Here is a 21,119-nt window from a genome sequence, read left to right as displayed (position 1 = left end):
GGTGACCTTGCCCACCAACTCTGGGTCGGTGGAGAACCGAAACGACTCGGCCTTGAACGGTTTGATCCCATACGCTCGCCATGCTCGGGCGACCGAGGCGTCGGAGATTTTCAGCTTCTTCGCCAGCAGCCGAGTCGACCAGTGCGTCACCCCAAGGCTTTTCGGCGGTGGCGTGAGCGTGGCGACGATGATCGCATCCCTATCGAGCCGCCGCGGCCGCCCGGAGCGTGCACGATCAGTCAGGCCGGCCAGACCGCGCTCAAGGTAACGTTCGCGCCACGCGATCACCGTCGTCGGCGACGCGTCTACCAACTCCGCGATCCGCCGATTCGCCACACCATCAGCAGCAAGCAGCATCATCCGCGCCCGCTTCGCCGCCGACGCCTGCACCGTGCCCGAGCGAGTCCACGACTCCAGCACCTCACGATCACCATCACCCAACATCAACGCCGCAGCAGGACGATTCGCCATACCCCATTATCGCAGCAAACCAACCGTTCAAGCAATTACGACGCGCGCCACTAGCGCCGGACGGCGTCGGGATTTCGCCCACGCTGAGTGAAAATTGACACCCTCGGACGTGATAGGCCACCCTTGGTGCAGGTCATGAGTGCCAGTGACAAGCCCCGGCTCGCTGGTCGGCAACCCTCCTCCGCGGTGGGGTGCTCCGGGTGACGACCTGGCCGTGTACCACCCGGACACGGCAAGCGTGGATTCCCAAGGAGATTCTTCGATGACTGCTGTCGTCACCCCCGCATCGATCGCCGCCACCGTGGGCGCAGATCCGTCGTCCCTCGAGCCGCTCGCCGAGGTCGTCGGCGCAGGGCAACAGGTGCCGCTCGTCGACGGGAGCGAGGTGGCCTACGCCAACCTCGACTATGCGGCGAGCGCCCCCGCCCTGACCGCGGTTGCCGACGCCGTCGCCGCGTCGCTGCACCAGTACGCCAGCGTCCACCGCGGCGCCGGCCATCTGTCCCAGGTCACCACCCGTCGCTACGAGCAGTGCCGGGAGACGGTGCGGCGCTTCGTGCGTGGGCGTGCCGACGACACCGTCGTGTTCACCCGCAACACCACCGACGCGATCAATCTGGCGGCCCACTGCACCCCTGGCGACGTCGTGGTCCTCGACATCGAGCACCACGCCAACCTGCTGCCGTGGGTCTCGCGCGACTCCGGGACGGCCCGCATCGTGACCGCGCGCCCGGGCATCGAGGACACCCTCGTCGCACTCGAATGCGAACTCGCGGCGGCGCCCGCGGCGTTGCTCGCGGTGACCGCGGCCTCCAACGTCACCGGGGAGGTCCTGCCGATCGGACGCATCGCCGCCATCGCGCACCGACACGGCGCGCGCATCCTCGTCGACGCAGCCCAGCTCGTCGCCCACCGGCCGGTGTCGATGGTCAGCCACGGTATCGACTACCTGGTGTTCTCCGGCCACAAGGTCTACGCGCCGTTCGGCGCGGGAGTGCTCATCGGACGGTCGGATTGGCTCGACGCCGCCGACCCCTACCTCGCCGGCGGTGGGGCGTCGGCGCAGGTCAGCGTCGTCGACGGCCCCGACGAGAACTGCGCGGCCACCGCCTGGCACACCGGTGCCGCGCGACATGAAGCAGGGTCGCCGAATGTCTTGGGCGCCATCGCCATCGCTGCCGCCTGCGAGGCGATCACCGAGATCGGCTTCGAGGCGATCGGCCTGCACGAGCACGAATTGCGCTGCCGCCTCGACGACGGGCTCGCGCGGATCGACGGCGTCGAGGAACTACGCATCTTCGACGACATCACCGATCGCGTCGGGATCGCCGGGTTCGGCGTCGACGGCATTGCGCCGCGCGCCGTCGCCGAATATCTCAGTGACGAACACGGCATCGGCGTGCGCGACGGAAAGTTCTGCGCCCACCCGATCCTCAATCGCCTCGGCCACCCCGACGGCGCGGTGCGCGCGAGCTTCGGCCTCGGCACCGGGGCCGCCGACATCGACCGCTTGATCAACGCTCTGGCACAACTGATCTCGACCTCACCCGGAGGGGCCCCGGCATGACCATCGAACTCGATCGCATCAGTATCGGACGCCCGTCGCTGCGGGTCGCGCTCGCCGACGACGTTCCCGCCGAGTCGTCGGCGATCGTCGTCCGTCGACCCACGCTGCGTGACGCCCAGCGGGCCCGCTCACTGCTGCGGGCCGGCACCCGTGACACCGCGAACTTCTCGGTCGCGCTCGAGGTGGAGGTGGCGATCGCTCCGAGCGCCGCATCGGCGCGGGCGGCGGTCGCACACATCCCGGACGACATCGACGGCGGCACCGTGCGCTATGTGGGCACGCCGAGCGGTCTGGTGACCCTCATCCGCGACATCTACGCGGCCGAGGTCGCCGACGCGGTCATCCTCGTCTCACTCGACGGCTCGGCCACGCGGCACCGCGTGCGCGAGCTGGTGTTGCCGTCGTTCGCGGAGCGACGCGCGGCCTGACATCCCGGGGACCAGGCGTGCTCAGGCCTCGCCGCGCTCCCACTGCTCGACGAGCTCGGTCTGCGCCTCGTCGGTCAGCAGGCCGTACAGCTTGAGGCGGGCCATGCCGCCATCGGGGAAGACGTCGATGCGCGCCTCGGTCATCGGGCGGTCGAGATCGATGACGAACCGGTGCCGGGTGTCGGGCTGTAAGTCGGTGCGGCTCAACACCTCGAACCACTCGCCGTCCTCGCCGTCGCGGCCGCGGACCGTCGCCGCGCCGGGTGCGTTTCCCAGGAAGTAGCTGGTGTCGAGTTCGACGAGACTCACCCGGCCCTGCCCGGCCAGGCGCACCTGCACCCAGTCGTTGCCGTCGTCGCGCCGACGCGAGGTCTCCCACCCCTCGCCCATGTGCCGTGCACGGCCGGGCATGAGCAGGTTGTTGGGCGAGCTGTAGAACATGTTGGAGCAGGCCGTGATCAGGCCACCGTTCTCCAAGGCGGCCAGGTCGAAGTGGCCGTAACGGAAGAAGTGGGGGTTGGGTACGCCGCGCCCGTGGACCCGGAATCGGGCCACACCGCCGTCGGGATGCATCGTCAGACGCACGTGGGTGAAGCGGTCCTTCGCGTCGACCCGGAACGGATTACGGGTGTCGCCGTCGACGGGGCTCTTCTCGACGATGGTGACCCACTCGGTGTCGGTCAGCAGTTCGTCGACGGAGACGACGCCCTCCTTGGCGGCGGCCTCGACGGAGATGAACGGCGGATAGTTGCCCTTGAACCACGCGGTGTCGATGACGACGCCGTAGATCACGCCCGGCGCGCCGAGCCGGACGATCGCCTGATCGACTCCCGCCTCCCGCCTCCGTCGTGTCTCCCAGCCGTCGTAGATCTGACCCTTGTGACCGAACGTCGCGGGCTGATACTGCGCCGGGGGCGTCTTGATCAGGTTCTGTGCCTCCGCGAAGAGGTCGTCGTTGGTCCACACGACGGCGCCGCCCAGGTCCCGTAAGGCCAGGTCAGGCATGGACGTGAAGTGCGGACGGTTACCCGATGACGTCGGTGGGGGTACAGGGGTCACGACCGTCGATCCTAATGGGATTTGCCATGACGACGAACTCGAGCGCATACTTGCAGCCGCCAACTACATGCAGCCAACAACTAGTTGTGGTCGGCAAGGAAAACGGACATCGTCATCGATCGGGGTATCAGCATGCTCGAAGATCGCGACATCGATCAGCTCTTCGACACACTCGCGCGCTACGTCCGTATCCGCGACCGCGCGGTCCACACGACCTTCCGTACGCCCGACGGTGAGTTCGAGACGGCGGCCTTCAAAGGCCTGTTCCATCTGGCCAAACGCCCGATGCGCTCGCGAGAGCTGGCCGCGGAACTCGGCGCCGATCCGTCGACGGTCAGCAGGCACGTCAGTCAACTCGTCGACCTCGGCCTCATCCGACGCGAAGCCGACCCGCACGACGGGCGCGCGACGCTGCTCGTCGTCACCGACGCCGGACGTGACCGCGTCGAGTCGATGCGCGCGGGCCGCCGCTCGGCGGTGAACTCCGCGATGAGCGAGTGGTCTGCCGACGAAATGGCGACCCTGGTAACCCTTCTCACCCGCTTCGTCGACGCCGCCGAGACCCTGGTCCCGCCCGCGTGCGAACGCCGGCCATCCGAGACGGCACCGGCGTCCGAATCACCACGTATCCCCCCAGCCCCTACGACCACGAGGAACTCATGACCAACGACAACGTCACCACCTCTGCGGTGAGTCCCCCGGAGGAGCACGCCGGAGCGGGACTCTCGCACCGGCAGATCCTGACGGTGCTGACCGGCCTGATGCTCGGCATGTTCCTCGCGGCGCTCGACCAGACGATCGTCTCGACCGCGATCCGCACGATCGCCGACGATCTGCAGGGCTACGACATGCAGGCCTGGGTCACGACGGCCTACCTGGTCACCTCGACCATCGTCACACCGCTCTACGGCAAGCTCTCCGACCTCTACGGGCGTAAGCCGTTCTTCCTGCTGGCCATCTCGATCTTCGTGATCGGTTCGCTGGCCTGCAGTATGGCGACCTCGATGTACGAGCTCGCGGCGTTCCGCGCCTTCCAGGGTCTCGGTGCCGGCGGCCTGTTCACCTTGGCGCTGACGACCATCGGCGACATCGTCCCGCCCCGCGAACGTGCCAAGTACCAGGGCTACTTCCTGGCCGTGTTCGGTACCTCCAGTGTGCTGGGACCGGTGCTCGGCGGACTGTTCGCCGGGCAGTCCTCGATCCTCTGGGTCTCCGGGTGGCGCTGGGTGTTCCTGGTCAATGTGCCGATCGGCATCCTTGCCCTCGCCGTGGTCTACCGGGTCCTCAACTACGACCAGAACAAGGGCGTCGGTGGCCGCACCGACTACTGGGGAGCCACCGCGCTGGCGGTGACCGTCGCACCGCTGCTGATCGTCGCCGAACAGGGCCGCGAATGGGGATGGCTGTCGGGCTGGTCCTGGCTGTGCTACATCGTCGGCGCGGTCGGGCTCGCGGTGTTCGTGTTCATCGAGCACCTGATGGGCGATGACGCGTTGATCCCGTTGCGCGTCTTCAAGAATCGCGTCTTCGCGCAGGGCATCGTCGTCTCGATGGTCGTCGGCGCGGTGATGTTCGGCGGCATCTCGATGCTGCCGCAGTACTTCCAGGTGCTGCGCGGGTCGAGCCCGATGGTCGCGGGCCTGCAGATGCTGCCGATGGTGCTCGGGCTGATGACCGGGTCGGTGCTGTCGGGTCAGCTGATCTCGCGGACCGGACGGTACAAGATCTTCACCATCCTGGGTTCGGTCCTGATCACGGTGATGATGTTCATGCTGCACACGGTCGGACTGTCGACGCCGGTGTGGCTGGTCATGATCTACGCGTTCTTCCTCGGCTTCGGGCTCGGTAACCTCATGCAGCCGATCACCCTGGCCATGCAGAACATCCTGCCGCCCAAGGACATGGGACTGTCGACGGGTACCGCGACCTTCTTCCGGCAGATCGGTGCGACGCTCGGTGTGGCCGTGTTCTTCTCGATGCTGTTCAGCTTGATGGGCCCCAACATCAAGGACGAGATGGTCACCGCGGCGGCGGCTCCGCAGTACCGCACCGCGGTGATGACCGCCGCGTCGAGTCCGGACCCGCAGGTCAGCGGATTCGCCAAGGGTCTCATCAGTGCGGCGCAGAATCCGGGTGCCGGGGGTGGCTCGGCATCGGAGAGCGTGATGTCGGATACCTCGGTGATCAGCAAGCTCCCCACCGAGCTGGCCCAACCGATCAAACAGGGCTTCGCCAACTCGATGGACCGCGTGTTCCTGACGGTCTCGATCATCTCGTTGCTCGCGATCATAGGCACCGTCACGTGGAAGGAATTGCCGCTGCGCAGGGGCAAACCGCTCGGCGACCCGGAGTCGACCGGCCCCGCGCAGTAGACACCGGCTCGGCCCCCGGCGTGAGAAGAAACGGCGCCCGCCCCCGCGATCGGGGGACGGGCGCCGTTCTCGTGCTCGAAAGCCAGCGTCAGCCGCGCGAGGGCTCGTTGGCGTCGTGTGGCTGCTTATCGAGACGCTCGATGGCCTGCTGCGCCACCTTCTCCGCCTCGGCGGTACCGACCCAACCGCCCGGGTTCACGTGCTTGCCGGGCTCGAGGTCCTTGTAGTGCTCGAAGAAGTGCGCGATCGCCTTGAGCTCGTACTCGGGGACGTCACCGATGTCCTGGATGTGATCCCAGCGCACGTCCTTGGCCGGGACGCACAGCAGCTTGTCGTCACCACCGGCCTCGTCGGTCATGGTGTACATGCCGACGATCCGGGCCCGGACGATCACACCGGGGTACACCGACTCCGGCAGCAGGACGAGGGCGTCGAGCGGGTCGCCGTCCTCGCCGAGCGTGTTGTCGATGTAGCCGTAATCGGCGGGGTAACCGAACGCGGTGTAGAGGTAGCGGTCGAGATAGATCTTGCCCGTCTCGTGGTCCACCTCGTACTTGTTGCGGCTTCCCTTGGGGATCTCGATGGTCACATCGAATTCCACGCGTCCTCCTTGATCGTGGCACTGTCGTTGGGGTGAGCGCGGCCGCCGCTGCCCGAAACGCCGGATGCAGGTATCGGCTCATCGTGCGAGTCGGCGGCGCGAATCGCCTCAACGATACTGTTAGGTCCACATGAAGGAACGTCGAGACCCGGAGGTTGTGTGGGTGCACATCACGGAAGCGCCGCGGTGAACCGGCCGCGGACGCGTCGTCGGCGCCTCATCTGGTCGTTGCTCTCGATCGCTCTGGTCGCCGTCATCGCGGTCGGCGGGGTGTTCACCTACCTGCAGCTGACCAAACCCGACCCACTTCCGCCGGGCACCCCCGACCGGCCCGCGCCGATCGCCTTCACGCCCGCCATCGACCCGGTGTCGGCGACCGCGCCCGAACCGACCGCGGTCGGCGTCCGGCGAGCCATCGCCGCGTCGCTCAAAGCGCCCGCACTGGGCACCCTCACCGGCCAGATCAGCGACGCGCTGACCGGGACGGTGCTGTGGTCGCAGGGCGCCGACCAGCCGCGCACCCCGGCGTCGAACGCGAAAATCCTCACCGCGGCGGCGGTGCTGCTCGCCCTGCCCCACGATCAGCGCATCACCACCACCGTGCTCGCCGGGCCCGACGGGCAGGTCATCCTCAAGGGCGCGGGGGACCCGACGCTCAGCGCCCAGCCGCCCGGGGTCGACACCTTCTACACCAACCCGGCCCGGATCTCGCAGCTCGCCGACCAGATCAAGAACTCCGGGGTCGACGTGCGGTCGGTGGCCGTGGACGTCAGCGCGTACACGGGACCGTCGATGGACCCGACGTGGGATCGCGCCGACATCGCCGGCGGCGACATCACCCCGATCCAGCCGCTCATGGTCGACGGCGGCCGCACCGCGCGACCGCTCGACGAGTACTCGCCGCGCGTCGCCGACCCGGCGGTCACCGCAGGCAAGGCGCTCGCCACGGCCCTCGGGGTGTCGACCGACGTCACCGAGACGACCGCGCCGGCGGGTGCGCAGACCCTCGCGAAGGTGTCCTCGGCCCCGTTGCTCACCCGCGTCGACGACATGAACCGCTTCTCCGACAACGTGATGGCCGAGGCGCTATCCATCGAGTTGTCGGTGTCCCAGGGTGGTCCGGCCACCTTGTCCGGAGGCGCCGCAGCGGTGGTGAAAACGTTGCGGGACAACGGTTTCGACACCTCCGGGGTGACCCTGCACGATTCGTCGGGGCTCTCGTATCAGAACAAGATCCCGGCCGCATTCCTCGACACCCTGATGGGCGCCATCAGCGGTCCCGACGATTCGAACAGCCCCAATGGTGCCCGCAACGCCAAACTACGCCCGATCCTCGAGGGCCTGCCGATCGCCGGTGGCACCGGGACCCTCGCCGACCGCTTCGACGAACCGGACAACCCGGCAGCGGGCTGGGTGCGGGCCAAGACCGGAACTCTGACCGGCGTCAGTTCGTTGACCGGCATAGTGCAAACCGTCGATGGGCGGGTGTTGTCGTTCGCGTTGATGTCGGGGGGAACCTCCCCGGCCGACGCCCGCCCGGCACTCGACGCCATCCCCGGCGACCTGAGGGAGTGCGGATGTCGATAGATCACGCAGACCACGATCTGGAGTCGGTCGGCGCCAAGATCGACTGGGGCCTCGCGTCCACGGTGGGTAAGAAACTCTCGCGGCCCGGCCCGAAGATGACCGACTACACGCGGATGGCCGCCCGGGTCGAACTCGCCGACGCCGCGGTGCGCGCCGAGGCGCCGGTCCGCGAGGTCACCGGTCTCGCCGACGGCCTCGCGGTGCCCGCGGCACGCGTGCTCGAACGCGACGAATGGATCGACGCCGCAGGGCAATCCATGCGATCGATGCTCTCGGGGCCAGGTGGCGCCGACGACTCACCCGGTCTGAGCGGGCGCATCGGCGGGCTGCAGGCCTCGGGTCTGCTGGCCTTCCTCTCCACCGCGATCCTCGGACAGTACGACCCGTTCTCGCCGCCGGAGGAGTCGGTGTCGGGGACCGCCGACGACCCGGGTGTGTTGATGCTGGTGCTGCCCAACATCGTCGGCGTCGAGCGGACGCTGAAGGTGGTCCCGTCGGACTTCCGGCTCTGGGTGTGTCTGCACGAGGTGACCCACCGGGTGCAGTTCTCGGCCAACCCGTGGTTGCGGCAGTACATGCTCGACAACATCGAGGTGCTGACCTCCGACGCCGGCGAGTCGATCTCCGACGTCGTCGAACGCATCACCGGCGCGCTCAAGGGCGGCAAGCCCCGGGAGAAGGGCGTGATCGGTGCGATGCAGTTGCTGCAGACGCCCGAACAGTACGACGCCTTCAATCGGATGCTGATGCTCGGCACCCTGCTCGAAGGCCACGCCGATCACGTGATGGACGCCGTCGGCCCGGCGCAGGTACCCACCGTGGCGTCGATCCGCGCGGCGTTCGACAAGCGGCGCACGGGACCGAAGAATCCGGTGCAACGCATCATCCGTGCCCTCATCGGTATGGATGCCAAACTGGCCCAATACATTCGGGGTAAGGCATTCGTCGACGAGGTGGTCTCGACGGTGGGCATGGAGCGCTTCAACACGATCTGGACCTCGCCGGAGACGATGCCGCTGCCCGCCGAGATCGACGAACCGGCGAAATGGATAGCGCGGGTGCTCTGACCCGGGCGGTCGAGCGATTCGCCGCCGACCACCTCGACGGCCACCGGCAGGTCTGCGTCGGACTCTCCGGCGGTCCGGATTCGCTGGCGCTGACCGCGGCCGCCGTGCGCGCCGGGTTCGAGGTTCGTGCGCTCGTCGTCGATCACCGGCTCCAGCATGGGTCGGCGCATGTCGCCGACGCCGCGGCCGTGGCGGCGCGCGGGCTCGGTGCCCGCGCGCAGGTGATCGAGGTGAGTGTCGGCACCGCGGGTGGGATGGAGGCAGCGGCCCGGACGGCCCGCTACGCGGCACTCGAGGAGGCCCGGGACGGATGGCCGGTGCTGCTCGGCCACACCGCCGACGATCAGGCCGAGACAGTTCTGCTCGGACTGGCACGCGGCTCGGGCGCGCGTTCGATCGCCGGGATGCAGGCATGGTCGGCGCCGTGGGGAAGGCCCTTCCTGGGTGTCCGGCGTGCGCAGACCGTCGGTGCCTGCACCGAACTCGGGCTCGCTCCGCATGCCGACGCGCACAACCGTGATCCCCGGTTCACCCGGGTGCGTCTGCGTTCGGAGGTCCTGCCGCTCCTCGACGACGTCGTCCACGGCGGTGTCGTCGAGGCGCTGTGCCGCACGGCCGATGCGTTACGCGCCGACACCGACGCCCTCGACGCGCTCGCCGAGGAGTATCACCGTGCCGCCCGCACCGACGCGGGCCTGGCGATCGAGCGGGTGCGAGATCTCGCCGCCGCGGTGCGGACCAGGGTGATCCGGCGGTGGCTTCTCGACGTCGGGGCCACCGAGCCGACGAGCCGGGTGATCGGTGCCGTGGACGCGTTCGTCGTCGATTGGCACGGTCAGGGCGGTGTCGCCGTCGGCGGCGATGGCGGGTCCCGACGTGAGGTCGCCCGGGTCGGCGACGTACTCACGGTGCGGGACTCACCGCGCTGACGTCGCCGGACCCGGGCGTGCGGGGTTGGACCGGCTCACTTCTGGGGTGAGCTGGTCCGGGGTGGGACGAACGGGGAGTTGATGGTCTGCAGGTACTGGATTCCCGCGACGACGAGGGTGCCGCCACCGCCGACGATCGTGCCCGCGACACCGCCGAGACCCGCTGCGGGGACGACGGCCACCAGGCAGCCGATGACCGCGGCGGCCAGTCCGATCGCGCAACCGATGACGCCGCCGACGATCGCGCCGATGATGGTGCCCACCAGTGTCCCGATCGTGGTGCCTGCGCCGAGGATTTGCATGAATTGCGCCAATGCCTGATTGTCGCGTTCCTGCCGGGTCGTCGGCGCGTCGACGAGTTGCTTTCCTGCGGCGGCGCGAACGGGTTCCACCAATTGTGGATCGATTGATCGTGAGTCGGCCACGCGGTGTGACGGAATGAGTGTCACCGAATTGCCGGAAATCTGCGCCGCAATCGGGTACTCCCGGTCCTCGAGGCGGTAGCTCAACGGCATTTGGAAAACCGCCGAACCGGCATTGTCGACGATTGCCAGAGAGTTCTGGCCACGCTTGAATGTGCCGTGTTGCAACGTCAGGGTGAGCGACGTGCTGGTGCTCGACAGCGTGTAGCCCACCGGGGTCGGCGGCGCTGCATTGGCCGGGGTCCCACGCGAAATCAACACCAGTGCAAGGGAAATCGCGACCAGGAGGATGATGCTGCGGTGCCGGGATCGGCCGCTCGGGCTCCTGTGGTCGGTCGGTGGTGGCGATGAGGTGTGCATGGGGTGTCCATTCGGCGGGTCGGTCCGATCCGGGCGACGAAGAATGCCGAGTGGGGCAAACGTGGACGTCATCGTCCGGGCGGAATGATGGAATCCGGACATTGCCGGGGCATGTCCGGGATTTCGGTGCACTGGTTTTCTTACTGCTTTGGAGATTGTTCAACTTGAATGCGTCAGAAGTCCAAAAAATCGCGTGAGATGTGACCGCTGTGGCGTCGCGTTATCGAGTTGTGATGTTATGTCGTCAAACGGCGGACAAAATGCACGCCCTTGCCTTTCTTCCTTGACGCCCGACGGCGCTCGCCGACGTCGGATCCATCCCGGGCGTCGGGCATGACAAGCTAGAGGCCGTGGCGAACGAGATCGAACACCATTACGGCGACGACATCGAAGCGGTGCTGATCACCGAGGAACAGATCAAACAGCGCACCGCCGAGCTGGCCGAGTCGGTTGCCTCGCGCTACGCCGGTATCGAGGACGATCTCGTCCTCATCGGTGTGCTCAAGGGCGCGATCATGTTCATGACCGACTTCGCGCGGGCGTTGCCCATTCCGTCGCAGATGGAGTTCATGGCGGTATCGAGCTACGGCTCGGCGACGTCGTCGTCGGGTGTCGTCCGCATTCTCAAGGACCTCGACCGCGACATCGCCGGGCGCGACGTCCTGATCGTGGAGGACATCATCGACTCCGGGCTCACCTTGTCGTGGCTGATGAAGAGCCTGGCGACCCGCTCGCCGAAGTCGTTGGAGGTGTGCACGCTGCTCCGCAAGCCCGAGGCGGTTCGCTCGCCGGTCGACGTCGCCGAGGTCGGTTTCGACATCCCCAACGAGTTCGTCGTCGGGTACGGCCTCGACTACGCCGAGCGTTATCGCGACCTGCCGTTCATCGGTCGGCTGCGCCCGAGCGTGTACCAGGGCTGAGCCGGCGAGGAGCGCAGCGACAAAGCCCCCACAACGTGCGTGCGCCGCGCCGCGATGAGGAGGAGCCGGCGAGGAGCGCAGCGACAATGCCGGAGACGACGAAGAGCGGTGCCGAGAGGCGCACGCACCCGCGACGCCGGAGGCGGCGCCAACAAACAGGGAACGGTTTTACCTGCGCGATCGTTGACCGGTAGCCTTATCACAACGATCACGGTCGATGCTCGGCGTGCGTCTGCACGATTTGTCCGCGTCAACTCGGCTTGTTGTGGTCACGAATCGATGGGAAGGACCAACGGGACCGGTCGGGTGTCACCACCGCCGACCAACCCCTCACTGGCATGAACCGCAAGACAGTCTTCCGCAATCTCGCCATCGTGGCGGTCATCGTGCTCGCCTTCTGGGGCTGGAGCGTCTGGCGCGACAATGATCGCGACTACACGGCCGTCGACACCTCGGTCGCGTTGACGCAGCTCAACACGAAGAACACCAAGTCGATTCAGATCGACGACCGTGAGCAGCAGCTGCGTATCGAGACCAACACGCCGGTCAAGGTCGGCGATGACGAGTCGACCAAGATCTCGACGAAGTATCCCTCGGCGGCGAGTGAGGAGATCTTCAACGACGTCAAGGCGACCGGTGCGCCGTATCAGACGAATGTCAACGAGCAGTCGGTGTTCTGGCAGATCATGATCTTCCTGCTGCCGATGTTGTTGCTGTTCGGTTTGTTCTTCTTCGTGATGAGTCGCATGCAGGGTGGTGGTCGTGGCGGCGTGATGGGCTTCGGCAAGTCGCGCGCCAAGCAGCTCACCAAGGACATGCCGAAGACCACGTTCTCCGATGTCGCCGGCGCGGATGAGGCGGTCGAGGAGCTCTACGAGATCAAGGACTTCTTGCAGAATCCGACGCGCTATCAGGCGCTCGGCGCGAAGATCCCCAAGGGCGTGTTGCTCTACGGTCCGCCCGGTACCGGTAAGACGTTGTTGGCTCGCGCGGTCGCCGGTGAGGCCGGGGTGCCGTTCTTCACGATCTCGGGTTCGGATTTCGTCGAGATGTTCGTCGGTGTCGGTGCCTCCCGTGTGCGTGACCTGTTCGAGCAGGCCAAGAACAACAGTCCGTGCATCATTTTCGTCGACGAGATCGATGCGGTCGGGCGTCAGCGTGGTGCGGGTCTCGGCGGTGGTCACGACGAGCGCGAGCAGACTCTCAACCAGCTGCTCGTCGAGATGGATGGCTTCGGGGACCGGCAGGGCATCATCCTGATCGCGGCCACCAACCGTCCCGACATCCTCGATCCGGCGTTGCTGCGTCCGGGTCGTTTCGACCGGCAGATCCCGGTCGGCAATCCCGACATGGCCGGGCGCCGGGCGATCCTGCGCGTGCACGCCAAGGGCAAGCCGATCGATTCCGACGCCGATCTCGACGGTCTGGCCAAGCGGACCCCGGGCATGTCCGGTGCCGATCTGGCCAACGTGGTCAACGAGGCGGCGTTGCTGGCCGCTCGTGAGAACAAGCACACGATCACCGCGGAGATGCTCGAGGAGGCCGTCGACCGTGTGATCGGCGGGCCGCGTCGTAAGAGCCGCATCATCAGTGAGCACGAGAAGAAGGTCGTCGCCTACCACGAGGGCGGCCACACGTTGGCCGCGTGGGCGATGCCGGATCTCGACCCGATCTACAAGGTGACCATCCTGGCCCGTGGACGCACCGGCGGTCATGCGCTGGCCGTACCCGAGCAGGACAAGGACATCATGACCCGCTCGGAGATGATCGCCCGCCTGGTGATGGCGATGGGTGGTCGTGCCGCCGAGGAGTTGGTGTTCCACGAGCCGACGACGGGCGCGTCGTCCGACATCGATCAGGCGACGAAGATCGCGCGGGCGATGGTCACCGAATACGGTATGAGCGCCAAGCTCGGTGCGGTCCGGTACGGGCAGGAGCAGGGTGATCCGTTCCTCGGCCGTTCGATGGGCAACCAGACCGACTACTCCGCGGGGGTTGCCGGCGAGATCGACGAGGAGGTGCGCCGGCTGATCGAGGCTGCGCACACCGAGGCGTGGGCCATTCTCTCGGAGTACCGCGACACCCTCGATGTGCTCGCCAGCGAGTTGTTGGAGAAGGAGACACTGACGCGGAAGGATCTGGAGAAGATCTTCTCGCAGGTCGAGAAGCGGCCGCGGATCACCACGTTCAACGATTTCGGCGAGCGCACGCCGAGTGACAAGCCGCCGGTGAAGACGCCGGGTGAGCTCGCGATCGAGCGTGGTGAGCCCTGGCCGCCGCCGGAGCCGGTGAAGGTTCCCGAGCCGGTCGGCGCGGGTGGCCCTCCTGGAGGACAACCGGGGGCACCGGCGTATCCCCCGCAGGCGGCACCCGGGTATCCGCATCCGGGGCAGTTCCCGCCGCAGCAGAATCCGTATCCGCCCCAGTCATATCCACCGCAGTCGTATCCGCCCGAGTCCTATCCGCCCCAATACCCGCCGCAGGGGCAGCCCCAGCCGGGCCATCAGGCCGGGACGTGGCCCGATTACGGCGCCCCGCGTGATTGGTCGGCGCCCGGGTGGCCGCCGCGCGAGCAGGGCCCCGGGGTCAACGGCGGCACCGAGCCCAATGGCGCAAATGGCCCCAATGGCGCACATGGCTACGGGGGCAACGGGAATGGCCCGGGTGCCAACGGGCATTCCGGCCGGCCGGACGAGACCGGCAAAGACGTGAACGGTACCGGCGCCTGAGCCCGGTGGCGACTCGAGGCGATCGAAGGGGACGGATGTGACGACACTCGACCAACGGGGTCCGGATTCGGCTGCAGAACCGGTGCGGGAGTTTGATCAGGCGCGGGCCGAGGCCGCGGTGCGTGAACTGCTCCTCGCGATCGGCGAGGACCCGGATCGAGAAGGGTTGCGCCGCACCCCGACCCGTGTCGCCAACGCCTATCGCGAGATGTTCGCCGGGCTCTACACCGATCCGTCGGAAGTGCTCGCGACGACCTTCGACGAGGACCACGACGAGTTGGTGCTGGTCAAGGACATCCCGCTGTATTCGACGTGCGAACATCACCTCGTGTCCTTTCACGGGGTCGCGCACGTCGGTTACATCCCGGGCGTCAGCGGGCAGGTGACCGGTCTGTCCAAGCTGGCGCGACTGGTCGATCTGTACGCGAAACGTCCGCAGGTTCAGGAACGTCTCACCAGCCAGGTCGCCGATGCCCTTGTGCGACGGCTCAATCCGCGCGGCGTGATCGTCGTGATCGAGGCCGAGCACCTGTGCATGGCCATGCGTGGCATCCGCAAGCCGGGCGCGCGGACCACCACGTCGGCGGTGCGCGGTCTGTTCAAGACCAGTGCGGTCTCGCGGGGCGAAGCGCTCGACCTCATCACCCGGTGAGTCCCGCGCCGACCCAGGTGATGGGCATCATCAACGTCACCGCCGACTCGTTCTCCGACGGCGGCCGTTACCTGGATCTCGACGCCGCGCTCGCGCACGGACAACAACTGCTCGACGACGGCGCCGACCTCATCGACGTCGGCGGTGAATCCACCCGTCCCGGCGCCATTCGGGTCGATCCGGCGATCGAGACGGCGCGGGTCGCCCCGGTGATCTCCGCGCTCACCGATCTCGGGGCGACGGTTTCCGTCGACACCATGCGCGCCTCGGTCGCCGCGGCCGCGATCGAGGCGGGTGCGCGCATCGTCAACGACGTGTCCGGAGGCCGTGCCGACGCCGACATGGCCCGTGTGATGGCTGATGCCGGGCTGCCGTGGATCCTCATGCACTGGCGTCCGGCCGGGGACGACTCCGACGCCGGGCGCCGCTTCACTCACCGGGTCGACGACGTCGGCGGCTATCACGACGTCGTCGCCGAGGTCAGTCGCGAACTGCTCGGCCAGGTCGATGCCGCCGTCAGCGCGGGCGTCGACCCGGATCGGATCATCCTCGACCCGGGCCTGGGTTTCGCCAAGACCGCCGACCACAACTGGGCGCTGCTGCACGCGTTGCCGACGTTCGTCGGACTGGGTTTCCCGATCCTCGTCGGCGCGTCTCGTAAACGTTTCCTGGGCACGTTGTTGGCGGCCGGCGGCGCCGACCGGCCACCGGCCGGTCGGGACGTCGCCACCGCAGCGGTGTCGACCCTCGCCGCTGCCGGCGGGGCCTGGGGGGTGCGGGTCCATGACGTCGCCGCCAGCCGCGACGCGGTCCTCGTGGCCGCGGCCTGGCGAGCAGGTGGATGCGGTCGGGTACACGCCCACGTACAGGCAGGGGAGCGCTGATGGCCGATCGGATCGAGCTGAAGGGGCTGCGGGTCCGTGGCAATCATGGTGTCTTCGAGCATGAACGCCATGACGGTCAGCTCTTCATCGTCGACGCCACACTGTGGGCCGACCTGCGTTCCGCGGCAGCCAGCGACGACCTCGCCGACACCGTCGACTACGGTGCGCTGGCCCACCAGATCCATGCGATCGTCGCGGGCCCGGCGCGGAATCTGATCGAGACGGTCGGCGCGGAGATCGCCGACGCGGTGATGGCCGACGAGCGCATCCTGGCTTGCGAGATCGTCGTGCACAAGCCGTCGGCGCCGATCCCGTTGGCCTTCGACGACGTCGCGGTGGTCACCCGTCGGTCGCGGAAGTCGGTCAAGTGAGCACCGTCCCCGTCGGCCACAGCCGCGCGGTGCTGTCCGCGGGGTCCAACATCGGCGACTCGGTGGCCACCTTGGCGCTGGTGCCCGACGGGTTCGCCACCGCAGGCCCCGATATCCGCGTCGTCGCCGTGTCCGACGTGTACGCGACCGCGCCGTGGGGTGGGGTCGAGCAGGACGATTTCTGCAACATCACGCTGATCGTGGAGGGCAAACGGGAGCCGCACGAGTGGCTGCGGATCGGCGCCGACCTGGAGAATCGGGCGCACCGCACCCGCGAGGTGCGATGGGGACCCCGCACCCTCGACGTCGACGTCATCACGGTCGACACCGCCGACGGCACCGTCCACTCCGACGACCCCGACCTCACGCTGCCGCATCCGCGGGCCCATCAGCGCGCGTTCGTGCTGCTGCCCTGGCTGCAGATCGATCCCGACGCCGAACTCCTCACCGAGGCCGGGCCCCGGCGGGTCGCCGAGCTGGCCGCAGCCCTGCCCACCGACGAGCGCGACGGGGTACGCCGGACCGGGCCGCTGTCGAGGTCCGCACTGCGATGAGCGAGCCCTCCGCGCCCAAGAAGGACGACGACGAGCACCAGGGGATGGGACCCACCAAGCCCCTCGACCTGGTCCTCGTGGCCGTCATCGTCGGCGTCACCGCGTGGATTCTGGTGCGCTACAACTATTCCAGCGTCCCGCCGATCCCGGCGTTGGCCGGCATCGTGCTCTACGTCCTCGCCGTCATCGAGGCGGTCACCGGGTTCATCGTGCGGGCACGCGTCGAGGGCAAACAGGTCGGCCGGGCCCGCGGGCAGTTGCACCCGCTGACCGCAGCCCGGGTGGTCGCGCTGGCCAAGGCGTCGGCGATTCTCGGGGCGATCGCCACCGGGTTGTGGGGCGGGGTGCTTGTCTTCTTGCTCAATCAGACCGGTGTGAGCGCCGCCGAACACGACACGCCCGCCGCGGTCGTCGGCCTCATCGGGGGTGTGGTGCTCACCGTTGCCGCCCTCTGGCTCGAATACTGTTGCCGCGCGCCCGACGACCCCGACGACAATTCCGTCAACGGCAACGGTCACACGCGACCGGGCCCGGCCTGAGAAGTCCACGGCGACGCCGATGATTCCGGCGGCGCCACTCACGCCGCGCCATAGCGCATCGACGATTCGTGACTCTCCGCCGGGCTTGTACACCCAAAGACAGGTCAACGGGTAAGTTGCACAGATATGACGACCTCCACCGGCCGCTCCTCGGACCCCCGGCGCGCCGGCCGCTCGGTCGGCCAGTGGCTGCTGGGGCTGCTGATCGTGCTGGCCCTGGCGGCCAGCATCCTGATGATCTTCACCGACAACCTGTCGATCTCGGGCAGTCTCGCCGTCATCGCGGCGCTGTGGGCCGCGGTCATCGGCGCGATCCTGGTGACCCGATTCCGTAAGCAGGCCGAGACCGCCGAGGCCAAGAGCCGCGACCTGAGGCTCGTGTACGAACTCCAGCTCGAACGGGAGATCGCCGCGCGTCGTCAGTATGAGCTCGACGTCGAGACCACCATCCGCAAGGAGGTCGCCGCCGAATCCGGTGCCGAACTCGCCTCCCTCAAGGAACAGGTGATCTCGCTGCGCGCCAGCCTCGAACGGTTGCTCGGTGAAGCCCTCCCCGACGATCAGGTCGCGTTGCCCAACGAGAAGCTGCGCGAGCTCGCCTCCGGCCTCGGCGGCGGCGGGCTCGATCCCCACCAGTATTCCGCGCCCTACGGGAGTTCCGGGCGCGGTGACTCCGCCTTCGGCGGACATGGTGGCGCCTACGGCTCGCAGGGCTACGCGCCGGATCAGTACCGTCCGGAGGGCTTCGGCGCCGCCGATTTTCACGCCCCCGACGATGGTGTGGTCGCCGCACGCGATTTCGCCGAGACCGTTCCGGCCGCCGACGACGGCCGCCACGTGGAGCGCAAGGCCGACCCCAACGAGATGACCGAGGTCATCCCGATCGTCACCGACGACCCGCTGTCGGGACGCTTCGCCACGTCGACGGCCGATCATGCACAGGATTCCGCGACGTCGGAAGCCCCGGAACAACCCGGTCGCGACCAGGCGGGACGTGAACAGACCGGTCCCGAGCAGACGGCTCCCCAGCAGTCCGGTCACGACGCCGTCGATGAGCCCGCCGCGTTCGTCGATGACACCCCGACCGACGAATGGGATCGACCCGGCCCCGAGGTGTCCACGCCGGGCAGCGCCGCCGAGGCTGCCGGGGCCCGGACTGCCGATGCGTCCGGTCCGATCCCCGCGTGGTCGCGTGGTCGACACGAAACCGCAGGCGCAGCAACCACATTCGGTGGCGGGGGGCGTCGGCGACGCCCCGAGGAGCAGCCGGAGCCGGTGGCGGTCGAGGATCCCGTCGACGACGCCGACAGCGCGCATTCCAACGGGCTTCCGGTGTCGGAACTGCTCAAGCAACTCCGCGACACCGACGCCGCGGGCGGCGGCCGTCGCCGTCGCCGCGACTGATCGCGTCCCCCGTAACACCACCGCCTGTTGGCCGACCCCGTGCGGTGAGCCCCGTCACACGGGATGGATCCGGGCTGACGCCAACGCCTACCCTGACTCTGCAACGTCCGGTACCCGGCCGTCGCGGCTCCCCACACCCGCTGTGGACGCCGCCCGGCAGCCCTCGGGACTGGAACGACCCGGAGGACAGTGGTGACCTCGTCGAACGATGACGCCCGTGCGGCGTCTGCCGGCCTACCCAGGCCGGGCGGAGACGGGTATGCCCACCACAGCGCCGCGATCCCCGGGATCACCAACTTCCCCGCCCCCGCCCGACTGACCGTCGGCATCGTGTCCGCCGGACGAGTCGGCACGGCGCTCGGGGAAGCGCTCGAACGTGCCGGACACGTGGTCGGTGCCGTCGTCGCGCGTTCACCACAATCGCGCCGCCGGGTCGAGCAGCGGCTGCCGGAGTCGGCGATCCTCGACCTCGCCGACGTGGTGTCCCGATCCGAACTTCTCCTCATCTCGGTGCCCGATGCCGTCCTGCCGTCGGTGATCGCCGACATCGCCGCCACCGGCAGGTTGCGCCCGCGCACTCTGGTGGCCCACACCGCGGGGGCGCACGGCGTCGGCATCCTCGCCCCGCTGACCGCGTTGGGTGCGACCGGACTCGCGATCCACCCGGCGATGACCTTCGTCGGCACGGCCGACGACACCTCGCGGCTGACGCGGGCGTGCTTCGGGATCACCGCAGGTGATGAGGTCGGCGACGCGATCGCCGCGGCCCTCGTCATCGAGATGGGCGGTGAGCCGGTGCGGGTGGCCGAGGCCGACCGCACCCTGTATCACGCGGCGCTCGCCCACGGTGCCAACCATCTCGTCGCGCTCATCAACGATGCGGTGACCGCACTCAACCATGCGATCGCCGGTCCCGCCGGGACCGGGCAGTCGACCGCCACCGTCGACGGAAACCCGGTGCGCCTGGCCGAACGCATTCTCGGACCGCTGGTGACCGCGTCGCTGCACAACGTGCTCGACCTCGGTGCGTCGGCGTTGACGGGCCCGGTCGCACGCGGGGATGGCGCTGCCGTCGCCGCACACCTGGCCGCCTTGCGGGCACTGCCCGACGCCGATGCCGACAGTGCGGATAGCGACGGTGCAGATACCGATGGGGATTCGATCGCCGAGGCCTACCGTGTGCTGGCCCGCCGCGCCGCCCACCAGTCGGATGCGCCGCAGGCGGTCCTCGATGCCCTGAGGCCCAGATGAATCCTGAGGCCCAGATGAATACGGAGCAGCGATGAGTGCCCACGTGATCGCCGACGAGGCGAACCTCTTCACCCCCGGAACCCTGACGGTGCACCGTGATCCGGCAGCACTGCACCGGGTGAGCGCGGCACTGCGCAGCACCGGACGACGGGTCGCCCTGGTGCCGACGATGGGTGCCCTGCACGCCGGGCACCTCGAACTGGTCCGCGCGGCCAAGGAACGCGGCAACACCGTCGTGATCGTGTCGATCTTCGTCAATCCGCTGCAGTTCGGTGCCGGCGAGGACCTCGACGCCTATCCGCGGACCTTCGACGCCGACCTCGAGCTGTTGGCGCCGTTGGGCGTGGAATTGGTTTTCGCGCCCACCGAGGCGGCGATGTATCCCGATGGCCGGCGCACCATGATCCATCCCGGACCGGCCGGCGATATCCTCGACGGTGCCTCGCGCCCAGGGCATTTCGCCGGAATGCTCACCGTCGTCAACAAACTTCTGCACATCGCGGCGCCGCACACGGCGTACTTCGGGGAGAAGGACTACCAACAACTGGTGCTCATCAGTCAGATGGTCGCCGACCTGAACATGGACGTCGAGATCGTCGGTGTCCCCACCGTCCGCGAGGCCGACGGCCTCGCGATGAGCTCGCGCAACCGCTACCTCTCCGCCGAGCAGCGCCAACTCGCCACCACCCTGTCGGCCGCGCTGACCGCGGGCTCGCACGCCGCTCCGAAGGGCGCCGACGCCATTCTGGCTGTGGCGCAGGAGGTTTTGTCCTCGGAGCCCGAGATCGAACTCGACTATCTCGCCCTGCGGGGCCGGTCGTTGGAAGAACCGCCGGACAAGGGCCACGGGCGGTTGCTGGTCGCGGCCCGCCTCGGCGCGGCGCGGCTGATCGACAACGTCGGCGTCGCGATCGGATTGAGCCTCGAAGAACGCGAGGCCAGGTCCGAATGA

The 21,119-nt window shown here is 68.2% G+C and carries 21 protein-coding genes and 1 riboswitch; of the genes, 17 read left to right on the top strand and 4 right to left on the bottom strand.

All coding sequences use genetic code 11. The features are described from left to right. On the bottom strand, positions 1-420 hold a 420-nt coding region (locus tag P3L18_RS21505), incomplete at its 3' end, for a helix-turn-helix domain-containing protein (RefSeq protein WP_276115177.1). A gap of 182 nt (positions 421-602) precedes the next feature. Beyond that, positions 603-716: riboswitch (SAM riboswitch) on the top strand. Positions 717-733: 17 nt separating this feature from the next. Between P3L18_RS21505 and P3L18_RS21500 the strand changes: the two genes are divergently transcribed. Next, positions 734-2,038 carry an aminotransferase class V-fold PLP-dependent enzyme gene (locus P3L18_RS21500; protein ID WP_276115176.1) on the top strand — a complete coding sequence of 435 codons (1,305 nt, stop codon included), beginning with the start codon at positions 734-736 and terminating at the stop codon, positions 2,036-2,038. Beyond that, positions 2,035-2,466, top strand: coding sequence for a hypothetical protein (locus tag P3L18_RS21495; protein WP_079930854.1), 432 nt, complete (start codon positions 2,035-2,037; stop codon positions 2,464-2,466). The genes P3L18_RS21500 and P3L18_RS21495 overlap by 4 nt, the downstream gene beginning before the upstream one ends. 21 nt (positions 2,467-2,487) lie before the next feature. Here the strand turns inward: P3L18_RS21495 and alc are convergent, their stop codons facing one another. Then, positions 2,488-3,471, bottom strand: coding sequence for an allantoicase (gene alc, locus P3L18_RS21490; protein WP_276115182.1), 984 nt, complete (start codon positions 3,469-3,471; stop codon positions 2,488-2,490). A gap of 186 nt (positions 3,472-3,657) precedes the next feature. On the opposite strand from alc, the gene P3L18_RS21485 reads away from it, so the two are divergent. Next, positions 3,658-4,188 carry a MarR family winged helix-turn-helix transcriptional regulator gene (locus P3L18_RS21485; protein ID WP_079930852.1) on the top strand — a complete coding sequence of 177 codons (531 nt, stop codon included), beginning with the start codon at positions 3,658-3,660 and terminating at the stop codon, positions 4,186-4,188. Further along, positions 4,185-5,897 carry an MDR family MFS transporter gene (locus tag P3L18_RS21480; RefSeq protein ID WP_006371919.1) on the top strand — a complete coding sequence of 571 codons (1,713 nt, stop codon included), beginning with the start codon at positions 4,185-4,187 and terminating at the stop codon, positions 5,895-5,897. The genes P3L18_RS21485 and P3L18_RS21480 overlap by 4 nt, the downstream gene beginning before the upstream one ends. A gap of 88 nt (positions 5,898-5,985) precedes the next feature. Here P3L18_RS21480 and P3L18_RS21475 read toward each other — a convergent pair whose 3' ends face one another. After that, positions 5,986-6,498, bottom strand: a complete 513-nt coding sequence (locus tag P3L18_RS21475; protein ID WP_276115175.1) for an inorganic diphosphatase — start codon at positions 6,496-6,498, stop codon at positions 5,986-5,988. Between the two features lie 159 nt (positions 6,499-6,657). Here P3L18_RS21475 and dacB point away from each other — a divergent pair, with 159 nt between their 5' ends. The 3 genes from dacB to tilS are packed head-to-tail and all read left to right on the top strand — an operon-like array spanning position 6,658 to position 10,081. Then, the gene (gene dacB, locus P3L18_RS21470) at positions 6,658-8,085 is read left to right on the top strand and encodes a D-alanyl-D-alanine carboxypeptidase/D-alanyl-D-alanine-endopeptidase (protein WP_276115174.1); all 1,428 of its coding nucleotides are present in this window, start codon (positions 6,658-6,660) and stop codon (positions 8,083-8,085) included. Beyond that, positions 8,076-9,152: a zinc-dependent metalloprotease gene (locus P3L18_RS21465; RefSeq protein ID WP_079930849.1), complete on the top strand. Its 1,077-nt coding sequence runs from the start codon at positions 8,076-8,078 to the stop codon at positions 9,150-9,152. The genes dacB and P3L18_RS21465 overlap by 10 nt, the downstream gene beginning before the upstream one ends. Next, a complete protein-coding gene (gene tilS / locus P3L18_RS21460; RefSeq protein ID WP_079930848.1) occupies positions 9,131-10,081 on the top strand; it encodes a tRNA lysidine(34) synthetase TilS in 951 nt (316 codons plus the stop codon). Before P3L18_RS21465 ends, tilS begins: the two co-directional genes overlap by 22 nt. 35 nt (positions 10,082-10,116) lie before the next feature. On the opposite strand, the gene P3L18_RS21455 is transcribed toward tilS, so the two are convergent. Beyond that, a complete protein-coding gene (locus P3L18_RS21455; RefSeq protein WP_035728617.1) occupies positions 10,117-10,863 on the bottom strand; it encodes a hypothetical protein in 747 nt (248 codons plus the stop codon). A 350-nt stretch (positions 10,864-11,213) separates the two neighbouring features. Here P3L18_RS21455 and hpt point away from each other — a divergent pair, with 350 nt between their 5' ends. From hpt to panC, 10 genes are all read left to right on the top strand, one after another. Then, entirely contained in the window at positions 11,214-11,783 is a 570-nt protein-coding gene (gene hpt / locus P3L18_RS21450) for a hypoxanthine phosphoribosyltransferase (protein ID WP_006371925.1), read from the top strand. A gap of 338 nt (positions 11,784-12,121) precedes the next feature. Continuing rightward, on the top strand, positions 12,122-14,512 hold the full coding sequence (ftsH, locus tag P3L18_RS21445; RefSeq protein WP_079930847.1) for an ATP-dependent zinc metalloprotease FtsH: 2,391 nt from the start codon (positions 12,122-12,124) through the stop codon (positions 14,510-14,512). A gap of 37 nt (positions 14,513-14,549) precedes the next feature. After that, the gene (gene folE, locus P3L18_RS21440; protein ID WP_006371927.1) at positions 14,550-15,164 is read left to right on the top strand and encodes a GTP cyclohydrolase I FolE; all 615 of its coding nucleotides are present in this window, start codon (positions 14,550-14,552) and stop codon (positions 15,162-15,164) included. 20 nt (positions 15,165-15,184) lie between these two features. Continuing rightward, on the top strand, positions 15,185-16,048 hold the full coding sequence (gene folP, locus P3L18_RS21435) for a dihydropteroate synthase (protein WP_276115181.1): 864 nt from the start codon (positions 15,185-15,187) through the stop codon (positions 16,046-16,048). Beyond that, positions 16,048-16,419, top strand: a complete 372-nt coding sequence (gene folB / locus P3L18_RS21430; RefSeq protein ID WP_014361551.1) for a dihydroneopterin aldolase — start codon at positions 16,048-16,050, stop codon at positions 16,417-16,419. The genes folP and folB overlap by 1 nt, the downstream gene beginning before the upstream one ends. Continuing rightward, on the top strand, positions 16,416-16,973 hold the full coding sequence (gene folK / locus P3L18_RS21425) for a 2-amino-4-hydroxy-6-hydroxymethyldihydropteridine diphosphokinase (RefSeq protein ID WP_006371930.1): 558 nt from the start codon (positions 16,416-16,418) through the stop codon (positions 16,971-16,973). Before folB ends, folK begins: the two co-directional genes overlap by 4 nt. Further along, positions 16,970-17,512, top strand: coding sequence for a DUF3180 domain-containing protein (locus P3L18_RS21420; RefSeq protein ID WP_094601111.1), 543 nt, complete (start codon positions 16,970-16,972; stop codon positions 17,510-17,512). Before folK ends, P3L18_RS21420 begins: the two co-directional genes overlap by 4 nt. Positions 17,513-17,638: 126 nt before the next feature. Continuing rightward, positions 17,639-18,916 (top strand): DUF6779 domain-containing protein, encoded by a 1,278-nt coding sequence (locus P3L18_RS21415; protein ID WP_014361549.1) that lies wholly within the window; start codon positions 17,639-17,641, stop codon positions 18,914-18,916. A gap of 192 nt (positions 18,917-19,108) precedes the next feature. After that, the gene (locus P3L18_RS21410) at positions 19,109-20,167 is read left to right on the top strand and encodes a DUF2520 domain-containing protein (protein WP_079930845.1); all 1,059 of its coding nucleotides are present in this window, start codon (positions 19,109-19,111) and stop codon (positions 20,165-20,167) included. A 31-nt stretch (positions 20,168-20,198) separates the two neighbouring features. After that, a complete protein-coding gene (panC, locus tag P3L18_RS21405) occupies positions 20,199-21,119 on the top strand; it encodes a pantoate--beta-alanine ligase (RefSeq protein ID WP_035728667.1) in 921 nt (306 codons plus the stop codon).

Origin of the sequence: Gordonia sp. N1V (assembly GCF_029269935.1) — a bacterium.
Classification (GTDB): Bacteria; Actinomycetota; Actinomycetes; order Mycobacteriales; family Mycobacteriaceae; genus Gordonia; species Gordonia polyisoprenivorans.
This window is presented reverse-complemented; position numbering and strand designations above follow the sequence as displayed.